Origin of the sequence: Streptomyces sp. CT34 (assembly GCF_000805335.1) — a bacterium.
In the GTDB taxonomy this organism is placed as follows: domain Bacteria; phylum Actinomycetota; class Actinomycetes; order Streptomycetales; family Streptomycetaceae; genus Streptomyces.
Genome location: NZ_KN708638.1, coordinates 2,187,371 through 2,199,288 on the forward strand (window position 1 = coordinate 2,187,371; position 11,918 = coordinate 2,199,288).

Sequence of the window (11,918 nt, forward strand, 5' to 3'; positions counted from 1 at the left end):
ACTGGAACTGGTGGTGGACCGCTCATCCGGCGGCCCACTGATTCGCGCGCACATCCCACGATTTCGCGAAGGCCGCCCGAGGGGCGGCCTTCGGTGTTCCCACGGCCGTTCCCTCCGTACCGGACGCACTCCCGGAAGGAACCGCCATGCATCCCGAGCCCCAGATCCGGCCCGATGCCGCCACGCTGGTCCAGCGGCTGCTGGACCCCGCCTGCCCGCCGTTCGCCCTGCTGCGCCGCCGCGCCCCCGGGCGGGACGGCAGCGTCGTCGAGGTGCTGATCGGCGAGGTGACCGAGGTCGAGCGGCTGGCCGACATCCCGCTGGGCGAGGGGGTGCCGGACGCGCCGGTGACCGACGCTCTGGCGCTGGTCCCGTTCCGGCAGATCCGCGAGCGCGGATTCCGGGCCCACGACGACGGCACCCCGCTGGCCGTGCTGCGCCCCGCCGAGTGCCACGAACTGCCGCTGGAGGAGGTGCTGGCGGCGCTCCCGGCACACGCCGTACGGGTCGAGGGCGGGGCGTTCGACGTGGCCGACGAGGCGTACGCGGAGATCGTCGAGCGGGTAGTGCGGGACGAGATCGGCACCGGCGAGGGCGCGAACTTCGTCATCCGCCGCACCTTCGAGGGCGAGATCGCGGACTTCTCGGCGGCGGACGCGCTGGCGCTGTTCCGCCGGCTGCTGGCCGGTGAGCGCGGGGCGTACTGGACGTTCGTGGTGCACCGGCCGGGGGTGCGCACGCTGGTCGGCGCCAGCCCCGAGGTGCACGTCCGGATGACCGGAGGGACGGTCGTGATGAATCCGATCAGCGGGACCTACCGCTACCCGGAGCACGGGCCGACCCCGGAGAGCCTGCTGGCGTTCCTCGGCGACCGCAAGGAGGCCGAGGAGCTGTCCATGGTGGTGGACGAGGAACTGAAGATGATGTGCACCGTCGGCGACCGGGGCGGGGTGGTGATCGGGCCCCGGCTCAAGGAGATGGCGCATCTCGCGCACACCGAGTACGAGCTGCGCGGGCGCTCCACCCTGGACGTGCGGGAGGTCCTCAAGGAGACGATGTTCGCGGCGACGGTCACCGGGTCGCCGGTGCAGAACGCCTGCCGGGTCATCGAGCGGCACGAGCCGGTGGGCCCGGACGGGCACGGCCGCGGCTACTACGCCGGCGCGCTGGCGCTCATCGGGCGCGCCCCCGGGGACGACGGCGCGGGGAGCCGGACGCTGGACTCGCCGATCCTGATCCGGACCGCCGACATCACGCCTGGGGGCACCTCCCGCTCGAGCGGAGCCGAGAGTGGGGGAGGACGGCTGCGGGTGCCGGTCGGCGCCACCCTGGTGCGCGCCTCGGACCCGCACGGGGAGGTCGCCGAGACGCATGCGAAGGCTGCGGGCGTACTCACCGCCCTGGGCGTGCGGCGGGCGCCGGCCCGCCCGGCGGACGGCGGCCGGGCGCCGCGGCTGGCCGACGACCCGCGGGTCCGGGCCGCGCTGGACGCCCGGCGCGCCGGCCTGGCGCCCTTCTGGCTGCGGATGCAGCCGACCGCGCCGACCGCCGAGCTGCGCGGCCACGCCCTGGTCGTCGACGCCGAGGACACCTTCACCGCGATGCTGGCGCATCTGCTGCGCACCTCGGGGCTGACGGTGACGGTGCGCCGCCACGACGAGCCGGGGCTGCGCGAGGCGGCCCTCGCCCACCGGGGCCCGGTCGTGCTGGGCCCGGGGCCGGGCAACCCGTCCGACGCCGCCGACCCCAAGATGCGCTTCCTGCGTGCGCTGGCCGCCGAGCTGCTCGCCGGCCACCACGACGGGCCCGCCCGTCTCCCGGCCACCGCCCCTCGTCGAGGCCCTTCGGGCCGCGCGCTGCTCGGTGTCTGCCTCGGCCACGAACTCATCGCCGCCGAGCTGGGGTTGGAGATCGTCCGCAAGGACGTCCCGTTCCAGGGCGCACAGGAGCGGATCGACTTCTTCGGGCGGCCGGAGACGGTGGGCTTCTACAACACCTTCACGGCCCGCTGCGACGACCGTACGGCGGCCGAACTCGCCATGCATCGCGTGGAGTTGAGCCGGGACGAGGCGACCGGCGAGGTGCACGCGCTGCGCGGTCCGGGCTTCGCCGGGGTGCAGTTCCACCCGGAGTCGGTGCTGACCCTGGACGGCGCCACGGTCACCGCGCAGCTGATGGCAGCTGTCCTCGTGTGACCAGCATGTGCTCGCTGGTGCGGCCGGCCAGATGGTCCTCGACATTGGCCACGGTGGTCTCGATGATCTGACCGACCGCCTCTTCGGTGAAGTACGCCTGGTGCGAGGTGACCAGCACGTTCGCGAAGGTCATCAGGCGGGCGAGGGTGTCGTCGTCGATGACGTCCAGGGACCGGTCGAAGTAGAAGAGCCCGGCCTCCTCCTCGTAGACGTCCAGGCCGACGCCGGTGAGCCGGCCGGCCTTCAGCGTCTCGACCAGGGCCGCGGTGTCGACCAGCCCGCCCCGGCTGGAGTTGATCAGGATCGCGTCGTCCTTCATGGCGGCCAGTGCCGCCGCGTCGACGAGGTGCCGGGTGTCCTCGACCAGCGGGACGTGCAGGGTGATCAGATCCGCCTCGGCGAACAGCCGCTCCCGGGGGACGTAGCGCATGCCGAGCGCCACGCACTCCGGGTTCTCGGCGAGGTCCCAGCCGAGCAGGTTCATCCCGAAGCCGTGCGCGATCCGGGTGAACGCCTCGCCGATCCTGCCGGTGCCGACCACGCCCGCGGTACGGCCGCGCAGATCGCGCCCCAGCAGGCCGTCCAGCCGGAAGTCGAAGTTCCGGGTGCGGTTGGCGGCCCGTACGAGCCGCCGGTTCACGGCCAGCGCCAACGCCCAGGCGAATTCGGCGACGGCGTAGGGCGAATACGAGGAGACCCGGCCGATGGTCAGTCCCAGATCGGCCGCGGCCTCCAGATCGATGTTGTTGAAGCCCGTGGAGCGCTGGGCGACCATCTTGGTGCCGCCGGCCGCGAGGGTCTGCAGCACCTCGGCGCTCAGATCGGCGTTGACGCTGGTGCTGACGACCTCGTAGCCGTGCGCGATGGGGGCGGTGTCGCGGTTGAGGAAGACGTCCAGGCAGCGGACCTGGTGGTGGCCGTCGAACGCCTTCTCCAGCAGTGGCCGCTCGTCCGCCTGCACGCCGAATGCGACGATCTCCACGTTCCCTCCCGCCGGTGCGTGGTTTTCGGAATCCCGGGCCCCGCAGAAGCAATGGGCCGGATAGTCGCACATGGCGAATATGTCGCGTATGGCGAATATACGGCCCCTGGCCCGACGGTGCCGCCCGGAGGGAGGACGGCCCGGGTCAGCCGAAGAACACCCCGGCCTCGGCGTACAGCGCCGGGTCGACCGTCTTCAGCTTGGCGGTGGCGTCGGCGAGCGGCACCCGGACGATGTCGGTACCGCGCAGCGCGACCATCTTGCCGAAGTCGCCGTCCCGCACCGCGTCGATGGCGTGCAGCCCGAAGCGGGTGGCCAGCCAGCGGTCGAAGGCGCTCGGGGTGCCGCCGCGCTGGGTGTGCCCGAGGACGGTGGTCCGCGCCTCCTTGCCGGTGCGCGCCTCGATCTGCTTGGCCAGCCACTCCCCCACACCGGACAGCCGGACGTGCCCGAAGGAGTCCTTGCTGCCGTCCTTGAGGACCATCTCGCCGTCCTTGGGCATCGCACCCTCGGCGACCACCACGATGGGGGCGTAGCTGGCCTTGAAGCGGGAGTCGATCCAGGCGCAGACCTGGCCGAGGTCGAAGCGCTGCTCCGGGATGAGGATGACGTTGGCGCCGCCGGCCAGGCCGGAGTGCAGGGCGATCCAGCCGGCGTGCCGGCCCATCACCTCGACGACCAGGACCCGCATATGGGACTCGGCGGTGGTGTGCAGCCGGTCGATGGCCTCGGTGGCGACGCCGACGGCGGTGTCGAAGCCGAAGGTGTAGTCCGTGGCCGAGAGGTCGTTGTCGATGGTCTTGGGCACGCCGACGCAGGGGATGCCGTACTCCCCGTGGAGCCGGGCGGCGACGCCGAGGGTGTCCTCGCCGCCGATCGCGATCAGCGCGTCGGCCTCCTGCTTGGCCAGCGTCTCGTTGATCCGGCGGACACCGTCCGCCTCCTTGAAGGGGTTGGTCCGCGACGAGCCGAGGATCGTGCCGCCCCGGGGCAGGATGCCGCGCACCGCCGGGATGCCCAGCGGGATCGTGTTGCCCTCCAGCGGTCCGCGCCAGCCGTCCCGGAAGCCGACGAAGTCATATCCGTACTCCTGGGTGCCCTTGCGGACGATGCCCCTGATCACTGCGTTCAGACCCGGGCAGTCGCCGCCACCGGTCAGTACTCCGACCCGCATCGCTTCACCTACGTCCCGTCCATGGCCGCGCACGGCCGTCACAGAGCTGACCCTCGTCACGCTAATGGTGAGCTGGGTCACTCCGGGATGGGTGAGTCGCGAATTCCGCTTGTTCCCAACGGAGTTGACGCGAGGTGTTCACCCGTACGAGCGGAAGCGGTCACCGCCGGGGAGGGACGGGCACCCGGGACGCCTGCCTCACACCCCGTCGAGGCCGCGCTCTATCGCGTACCGCACCAGCTCCACGCGGTTGTGCAACTGGAGCTTGCCGAGGGTGTTCTGGACGTGGTTCTGCACCGTGCGGTGCGAGATCACCAGCCGCTCGGCGATCTGCTTGTACGAGAGGCCCTTGGCCACCAGGCGCAGCACCTCGGTCTCACGGTCCGTCAGCTGCGGGGCGCCCGGCTCGTCGGCGGTCGCCGGGGCCGGCTCGGTGGCCAGCCGGCGGTACTCGCCGAGCACCAGGCCGGCCAGCCCCGGCGTGAACACCGGGTCGCCGGCGGCCGTGCGCCGCACCGCGTCCAGCAGCTCCTCCGTGCTCGCCGACTTCAGCAGATAGCCGGTCGCACCGGACTTGACCGCCTCCAGCACATCGGCGTGCTCACCGCTCGCGGAGAGCACCAGCACCCGCAGCGACGGATCGGCGCCGACCAGCTGCCTGCACACCTGGACGCCGGGCAGCCCCGGCAGATTCAGGTCCAGGACCAGCACATCGGGCGCCGCGGCCCGGGCCCGGCGCACCGCCTGGAGGCCGTCCCCGGCCGTCGCCACCACCTCGCACCCGGCCTCGGCCAGGTCCCGGGCGACCGCGTCCCGCCACATCGGGTGGTCGTCGACCACCATGACCCGCAGGGCCGTCTCTTCGCTCACGCTCATGCCTTCCCCCGTCGTCCTCCCCCGGGCGCGGCGCCCTTGGGAACCGTCAGCTCCACTTCCGTGCCCTGGCCGGGGACCGAGATCCACTCCGCGCTGCCGCCGAGGTCCCGCAGCCGGCCGCGGATCGACAGCGCCACCCCGAGGCGGCCCTCGCGCTCGGCGTCCGCGAGCCGCCCCTCCGGTATGCCGGGGCCGTCGTCGCGGACCGTCACGATCACCGCGTCCGGTGCGTCCTCCACCAGGATCCACGCGCGGGCACCGGCCCCCGCGTGCACCCGTACATTGTCCAGTGCGGCACCGACAGCCGCGGCCAGCTCCGCCGCGGCGGCGGCCGGCAGCTCGACCGCCGTGCCGGGCCCGGAGAGCGTCATCCCGGCACCGGCGTACGGGGCGAGCAGCGCCTGGACGTCGCAGGGGCCGCCGGCGCCGGGCGCCGCCGGGGGCGCGGTGGGCGGTGCGCCGCCCGGGTCCGCCGCAGGGGCCGCACCGGCCGGCGGGACCGCGCGCCGCGCCGGCACCGGCCTGCCGGAGACCAGGGTGCGCAGCGCCACCTCCTGCTCGCCGGCCATCCGCCCCAGCTCGGCCGCCTCGCCGCCGATCGCGGCGCCGCGCCGCTGCACCATGGCCAGCACCTGGAGCACGCTGTCGTGGATGTCGCGGGCCAGCCGCTCCCGCTCCCGGGTGGCGGCGTCGATCTGCAGCGCGCGGGCGGGGGTGCGCTCACTGGCGCGGGCCACCTCGACGACATAGCCGATGGCGACGCTGGCCACCCACACCAGCACCACGTTGTGGACGGTGTCCCGGGCCAGCTCCTCGCGCTCGACGAGGTTGGCCACCGCGACGACGGTGGAGGCCACCGCGGCCCACCGCCAGCCGCCCCGGATCGCGAAGCCCAGCACCGCGCCCGCCGTCCAGATGGAGGGCAGCGTCGCCGCGCCGTCCATGATGCGGGCGTGGGTGTCGACCACCGAGGTCAGCAGGATGCCGCCGACCGCGAAGCCGAGGTCGGCGACCAGGAAGCGCCGGCCGCACCGCTCCGGGGAGGTCGTCCGGCGCCAGGTCAGCGCCGTCCACAGGGTGATCGCGCCCATGTAGGCGGCGGCGCCCAGCGGGTGGGCGTACTTGCCGTACGACAGCGCGAACAGGCACAGGGCGTAGCCGAGGGTCAGGATGCGGTAGCCGGTGATCGCCCGCCACAGCGGGAGTTCGACGGACATCCGCAGCACCTTCGGGGGCCTTGCGCCCCTGGCTTCCCGGCCATCGGCCGCCGCACCGGCCACACCGCCGTCGACCGCCCGTATGTCGGCATCCGTCATTCCGGCCCCCACCCCTCGCCGGGGGCCACTCTGCCCCGGCCTCGGCTCTGCCCGTCTGTCCCGTCGGTCCCGTCTATTCGGCGCCGGCCTGCGCGCCCCGCTCCGCGTCGGCCTTCTTCTTGGCCTCCGCGGCCTTGGCCGCCTCGGCGATCTGCCGCTTGGCCGCCGTCGCGTAGATGTCGACGTACTCCTGGCCGGACAGCTTCATGATCTCGTACATCACCTCGTCGGTGACCGAGCGCAGGATGAACCGGTCGTTCTCCATGCCCTGGTAGCGGCTGAAGTCCAGCGGCTTGCCGATGCGGATGCCGGGTCGGACCATCTTGGGCAGGATCTTGCCGGGCGGCTGCACCTTCTCGGTGTCGATCATCGCCACGGGGATGACCGGCGCCCCGGTGGCCAGCGCCACCCGCGCCAGACCGCCCGGCTTGCCGCGGTAGAGCCGGCCGTCCGGGGAGCGGGTGCCCTCCGGGTAGATGCCGAAGAGCTCACCGCGCTCCAGCACCTCGATGCCGCTCTTGACCGCCGCCTCGCCCGCGCCGCGGGCGCCCGAGCGGTCGACCGGGAGCTGGCCCACGCCCTTGAAGAACGCGGCCGTCAGCTTGCCCTTGACCCCCGGGGAGGTGAAGTACTCGGCCTTCGCGATGAAGGTGACCTTGCGGTCCAGCACCGCGGGCAGGAAGAAGGAGTCCGAGAAGGACAGGTGGTTGCTCGCGAGGATCGCCGGACCCTCGGCGGGAATGTTCTCGATGCCTTCCACCCAGGGACGGAACGCAAGCCGCAGCGGCCCGCCGATGGAAAACTTCATTGCGCCGTAGATCAACCGACTGCCTCCTGTGTGTGACGCAAAGACCTTAACCCCCTCGTGGGGCGCCGATCGCCGCGACCGGGCTGCGCGACGACGTACCGGCCCGCCGGCGAGCGCGCGGGCGTCTCGGAAGCGCCGCTCGACGCTCCCCCGACCTGCCCGTCCGGCCGCGCAGGGCCTACCCCGCCGCGGTCACTCCGCGTACCCTGAGGTAACCCGCCAGCCCCCCTCATCGATCGGAGTTCCCCGGTGCCGCTCCTTCCCGGAGCCGAGCCGTTCCGCCGTGACGGCGGAGAGGTCGGCGTCCTCGTATGTCACGGCTTCACCGGTTCCCCCCAGTCCGTGCGCCCCTGGGCCGAATACCTCGCCGGGCAGGGGCTGAGCGTCACCGTCCCGCTGCTGCCCGGCCACGGCACGCGATGGCAGGACATGCAGCTGACCACCTGGCAGGACTGGTACGCCGAGGTGGACCGGGAGTTGCGGGCGCTGGCCGAGCGGTGCAGCAAGGTCTTCGTCTGCGGTCTGTCCATGGGCGGCGCGCTGGCGCTGCGGCTGGCGGCCAAGCACGGCGACGCCGTCAGCGGCGTGGCGGTGGTCAACCCGGGCAACAAGGTGCACGACGCGGCGGCGCCGCTGCTGCCGGTGCTGCGCCATGTCGTGCGGTCGACCAAGGGGATCGCCAGCGACATCGCCAAGCCCGGCGCCGAGGAGGTCGGCTACGACCGGGTGCCACTGCACGCCGCGCACTCGCTGCGCCGGTTCTTCCGGCAGGTCGACTCCGAACTCCCGCGCGTCACCCAGCCGTTGCTGGTGATGACCAGCCCGCAGGACCACGTCGTCCCGCCCGCCGACTCGGACCACATCCTGAGCCGGGTGTCCTCCACGGACGTCCGGCACACCCTCCTGGAGCGCAGCTACCACGTCGCCACGCTCGACCACGACGCGGAGCGGATCTTCCGGGACAGCCACGCCTTCATCACCCGGCTCGCCCGGGAGGCGGGGCCGGGTGCGGTCCAGGAGGGGACGGCGGCCAGTGGCGGAGCGTAGCCCCCGCGACCCCCGGGACCCGCTGGACGAAGAGGCCGCCTGGGCCGAGATCGTCGCGGGTTACGGGGAGCAGCCGGAGTTCCCGGACCCGGACGGCGCACGCGACGGCGGCCGGGCGGCGGACCCGGCCGGCCGGGACGGGGACGGGGACGATGCCGCCGGCCGGCAGCCCGACACCCCGTCCGCCGACGGCCGCCCCGACGACGACACCGCCGACGACGACGCCCCCCGCTCCCCCGGCAGCCCCGGTCCCCCGTCCCGGCCCGGCGGCTTCGTGGTCTTCGCGCCCGGCGTGGGTCCGCGCGACTGGTCCGCGGCCGAACCCTCCGACGACGATTTCGACGCGACCGACGAGGGTCACTTCACCCCGCCCGAGCCGCCCCCGCTGCCGACCCCCGACGTCACCACCAAGTTCGCCTGGATCGCGGTCCTGGGCGGCCCGCTGCTGCTGGTCGTCATGGTGCTTCTCCAGCAGCCGGTGACGTGGTGGATCACCGTTCTCGGCATCGGCGGCTTCCTGGGCGGCTTCGCCACGCTCGTCGCCCGCATGAAGAACGACCGCGAGGACGACGACGACCTCCCGGGCGGCGGGGCGGTGGTCTGAACCGCCCCCGGCTCCCGGCCCGTCCGGCGGGCAGGCTCCCCCGGGACCGGTCCGGTGGATCAGGGTCGGACCGGCCACGGCGTCCGGTACGGTGCAGCGCGGCTTCCGGGGACCGTTGAAGGAGCCGAGGCGGAGCGAAACGAGGCGCAGGGCGCCGGAGCGGCACGACAGCGGAGCCATGGGGACGTTCCGGCAACGCCGCGTGGGCACCTCCCGGCGTTGGCCCGGAGGAGCGTCGCGGACCCGGCCATGGCCCATTGGGCGGGCCCTAACCGTCCGCGGGGACCCGTAGGGCGGCCAGCACCGGCAGATGGTCCGAGGCGCGGACGAGATCGGCCCGGTGCACCCCGGGCAGCCCCCACGGCACCCCGCACCCGAGGATCCGCACCCCGTCCGTGGCGAACACCGCGTCGATCCGCTGCCGCGGCTCGCGGGGCGTGGAGGTGAACTCGCCGCCCCACGGCTCGGCGGCCCAGCCGTCCCGCAGCACGCCCGCCACCCGGCGGAAACTCCGGCCGTCCGGACGGTCGTTGAGGTCACCGCCGGCCACCGCGTACCGCACGTCCAGCGCGGCCAGCCGGTCCAGCAGCAGCCCGGCCTGGCCGTAGCGCTCCCGGGCGTCGAGGCTGAGATGGCAGCTGAGGACGCCGAGCCGGGCGCGGCCGAAGCGGAGCACGGCGGTGGCGAAGCCGCGCTGGTGCAGTCCGGGGGTGCGGGGCAGCAGCACGTCCTCGGTGCGCTCCACGTGGGCACGGAGCGTGGCGAGGATCATCGGGCCGGCGGTCGTCGCGCCGCCGGTGACGTACACCAGGCCGCTCGCGCGGGCCAGCCGCTCGGCGGCCTTGCGCCAGCGGAAGAAGCGCGGGGCCTCCTGGACGAGGACGAGATCGGGGGCGCAGGCCCGGATGACCCGGGCCAGCGCCGCCCGATCGTCGCGCAGGGAACGGATGTTGTAGCTGAGCACCCGGACGACCGCGGAGCCGTCCGCCGCGGTGCCGGACTCCGGAAGTCCCGTGCCGGGCCCGGGAAGTGAACCGCCGTCGGCGGGAACTCCCGTACCGGGCACCGGATGTCCGGAGCGCTCGGCCACCATCCGTGTCAGCCCTGGCGGGCCAGGTCGGCCGCGCCGACCAGTCCGGCCTTGCCGCCGAGCTGCGCGGCGAGCACCTGGGCGTGCGGGCGCCACTGGTTGCCGACCAGCCAGCGGCGGAAGGACTTGCGGATCGGGTCCAGGACCAGCTCGCCCTCGTCCGAGACGCCGCCGCCGACGATGAACGCGGACGGGTCGAACAGCGAGGCCAGGTCGGCCAGGCCGGCGCCGGCCCAGCGGGCCAGTTCGCGGAACGAGTCGATGGCGACCGGGTCGCCCTGGCGGGCGGCCTGGCTGATGTGCCGGCCCTCGATGCCCTCGGCGGTGCCGTCGCCCAGCGAGAGCAGGACGGTGGCGTTCTCCGGGGTGGCGAAGGCGCGCTGGCGGGCGTACCGCAGCAGGGCGCGGCCGGAGGCGTACTGCTCCCAGCAGCCCTGGCTGCCGCAGCCGCAGAGCAGGCCGTCGGGGACGACCCGGATGTGGCCGAACTCGGCGGCGACGCCGAACCGGCCGCGGCGGAGCTTGTTGCCGATGATGATGCCGCCGCCCAGGCCGGTGCCGAGCGTGATGCAGATGACGTCGCTGTGGCCCTGGCCGGCGCCGAACTTGTACTCGCCCCAGGCCGCGGCGTTGGCGTCGTTCTCGACGACGACGGGGAGGCCGACGCGCTGCTCGACCTTGTCCTTGAGCGGTTCGTGGCGCCAGTCGATGTTCGGCGCGAACAGGACGGTGGCGCGCTTCTCGTCGACGTAGCCGGCGGCCCCGATGCCGACGGCCTCGACATGATGATCGGCTCCGACCGTGCGGACGGCGTCCGCGATGGCCTCGGTCAGCTCATCGGTGGCATGCGGGGTCGGTACCTTGCACGTCTCAAGGATCGAACCCTCTTCGTCGACCACGCCGGCCGCGATCTTCGTGCCGCCGATGTCGACGCCGATGGTGAGTCCCATGTGTCCCTCAGTTTTTCGCTCGAACCCCGCCGGGACCCACCGTACCGGAGGCGGGCTCAGTCGAGATCGATCCGCTCGGTGCCCGCCGGGCCGTCGTCGCGCGGATCGTCGTCCCGGCCGGCGGCCGGGCCGCCGGGCCGCTCGCCGGTGTCCGTGCCGCGGGTCCAGCGGCGCTCGCTGCTCTCGACGGCCGAGCGGTAGGCGGCGAGCAGCTCGGAGCCGGCCGCCGCGAGGTGGTCGAAGACATCGGGGTTGCGCTCGATGACCGGCTCCACGGCGGCCTTGGCCTGCCGGAACAGCTGGTTGACGGCGCTCTGCGCGGCCGTCCCGCCGAGCGCGCCGGGCAGCTGGATCCCGGCGAGCTTGTCGGTCACCGCCTCCGCGAGCTTGCGCAACTCCTCGGCGGCGCTCCCCGGCTGGGGGCCGTAGGTGTCCCGGCGGCGGGCCTGTTCCGCCGCGAGGTCCTCGGCACAGGCCGTCGACCAGGCGTCGGCGTCGGGCTCGGCCTTGCGGTCGGCGGGGCGCTCGGTGGCATCACTCATGACGAACTCCGTGGGCTCCTGCGGCGGGTGCGGCGAGGCGGTACGGCCTGACCTGCCGCGCGGCACTGCGGGACGGGCGGTGCACGGCGGGTACACCTCCGACGGTACCCGAAGGGAGGCGGGCGGTTCAGTCGCTTGTGCCGCTCTGCGGCCACAGGTCGGGGTCCGGTGTGAAGCGGATCTCCAGGACGCCGTCGCGCAGTCCGGCGCCGGAGACGGTGCAGCGGCGCAGGGCGGAGGGGAGGGTGCGGATCCGCCGGAAGCGGCCGACGCTGACCACGATCTCGTCGCCGCGGCGCACCAGGCCCAGGCCGTCCCGGCGGGGGGCGGGGCG

11 protein-coding genes and 1 pseudogene are annotated in these 11,918 nt (G+C 73.8%); 3 read left to right on the top strand and 9 right to left on the bottom strand.

Features of this window, described 5'->3' with window-relative positions; all coding sequences use genetic code 11:
* Positions 1-146 precede the first annotated feature (146 nt).
* Entirely contained in the window at positions 147-2,195 is a 2,049-nt protein-coding gene (locus RZ84_RS09745) for an anthranilate synthase family protein (protein ID WP_043263978.1), read from the top strand.
* Here RZ84_RS09745 and RZ84_RS09750 read toward each other — a convergent pair.
* The 5 genes from RZ84_RS09750 to RZ84_RS09770 all read right to left on the bottom strand — a co-directional run bounded on the left by RZ84_RS09750 (position 2,161) and on the right by RZ84_RS09770 (position 7,351).
* Positions 2,161-3,177 (bottom strand): 2-hydroxyacid dehydrogenase, encoded by a 1,017-nt coding sequence (locus RZ84_RS09750; RefSeq protein ID WP_043263979.1) that lies wholly within the window; start codon positions 3,175-3,177, stop codon positions 2,161-2,163. The genes RZ84_RS09745 and RZ84_RS09750 overlap by 35 nt on opposite strands.
* Positions 3,178-3,322: 145 nt before the next feature.
* Positions 3,323-4,351 (bottom strand): 6-phosphofructokinase, encoded by a 1,029-nt coding sequence (locus RZ84_RS09755; protein ID WP_043263980.1) that lies wholly within the window; start codon positions 4,349-4,351, stop codon positions 3,323-3,325.
* A 198-nt stretch (positions 4,352-4,549) separates the two neighbouring features.
* Entirely contained in the window at positions 4,550-5,221 is a 672-nt protein-coding gene (locus RZ84_RS09760) for a response regulator (protein ID WP_043263981.1), read from the bottom strand.
* Positions 5,222-5,223: 2 nt separating this feature from the next.
* Positions 5,224-6,444 (bottom strand): MacS family sensor histidine kinase, encoded by a 1,221-nt coding sequence (locus RZ84_RS09765; RefSeq protein WP_043269490.1) that lies wholly within the window; start codon positions 6,442-6,444, stop codon positions 5,224-5,226.
* A 172-nt stretch (positions 6,445-6,616) separates the two neighbouring features.
* Positions 6,617-7,351: a lysophospholipid acyltransferase family protein gene (locus RZ84_RS09770; RefSeq protein WP_043263982.1), complete on the bottom strand. Its 735-nt coding sequence runs from the start codon at positions 7,349-7,351 to the stop codon at positions 6,617-6,619.
* Between the two features lie 249 nt (positions 7,352-7,600).
* Between RZ84_RS09770 and RZ84_RS09775 the strand changes: the two genes are divergently transcribed.
* Entirely contained in the window at positions 7,601-8,398 is a 798-nt protein-coding gene (locus RZ84_RS09775; RefSeq protein ID WP_043263983.1) for an alpha/beta hydrolase, read from the top strand.
* Entirely contained in the window at positions 8,385-9,002 is a 618-nt protein-coding gene (locus RZ84_RS09780) for a hypothetical protein (RefSeq protein ID WP_043263984.1), read from the top strand. The genes RZ84_RS09775 and RZ84_RS09780 overlap by 14 nt, the downstream gene beginning before the upstream one ends.
* A gap of 268 nt (positions 9,003-9,270) precedes the next feature.
* Here the strand turns inward: RZ84_RS09780 and RZ84_RS09785 are convergent, their stop codons facing one another.
* From RZ84_RS09785 to RZ84_RS40865, 4 genes and pseudogenes are all read right to left on the bottom strand, one after another.
* The gene (locus tag RZ84_RS09785; RefSeq protein ID WP_157878791.1) at positions 9,271-10,095 is read right to left on the bottom strand and encodes an endonuclease/exonuclease/phosphatase family protein; all 825 of its coding nucleotides are present in this window, start codon (positions 10,093-10,095) and stop codon (positions 9,271-9,273) included.
* Positions 10,096-10,100: 5 nt separating this feature from the next.
* Positions 10,101-11,042 (bottom strand): ROK family glucokinase, encoded by a 942-nt coding sequence (locus RZ84_RS09790; RefSeq protein WP_043263985.1) that lies wholly within the window; start codon positions 11,040-11,042, stop codon positions 10,101-10,103.
* A 56-nt stretch (positions 11,043-11,098) separates the two neighbouring features.
* A complete protein-coding gene (locus RZ84_RS09795) occupies positions 11,099-11,584 on the bottom strand; it encodes a DUF5304 domain-containing protein (protein WP_043263986.1) in 486 nt (161 codons plus the stop codon).
* 127 nt (positions 11,585-11,711) lie between these two features.
* A pseudogene (locus tag RZ84_RS40865) lies at positions 11,712-11,918 on the bottom strand (ArsA family ATPase); the annotation flags it as partial.

What these genes read in the sequence shown, in the direction of transcription:
- RZ84_RS09770 (WP_043263982.1), bottom strand. Translation starts at nt 7,351, where the DNA reads ATGAAGTTTTCCATCGGCGGGCCGCTGCGGCTTGCGTTCCGTCCCTGG.
- RZ84_RS09755 (WP_043263980.1), bottom strand. Translation starts at nt 4,351, where the DNA reads ATGCGGGTCGGAGTACTGACCGGTGGCGGCGACTGCCCGGGTCTGAAC.
- RZ84_RS09765 (WP_043269490.1), bottom strand. Translation starts at nt 6,444, where the DNA reads ATGTCCGTCGAACTCCCGCTGTGGCGGGCGATCACCGGCTACCGCATC.
- RZ84_RS09795 (WP_043263986.1), bottom strand. Translation starts at nt 11,584, where the DNA reads ATGAGTGATGCCACCGAGCGCCCCGCCGACCGCAAGGCCGAGCCCGAC.
- RZ84_RS09785 (WP_157878791.1), bottom strand. Translation starts at nt 10,095, where the DNA reads ATGGTGGCCGAGCGCTCCGGACATCCGGTGCCCGGTACGGGAGTTCCC.
- RZ84_RS09790 (WP_043263985.1), bottom strand. Translation starts at nt 11,042, where the DNA reads ATGGGACTCACCATCGGCGTCGACATCGGCGGCACGAAGATCGCGGCC.
- RZ84_RS09745 (WP_043263978.1), top strand. Translation starts at nt 147, where the DNA reads ATGCATCCCGAGCCCCAGATCCGGCCCGATGCCGCCACGCTGGTCCAG.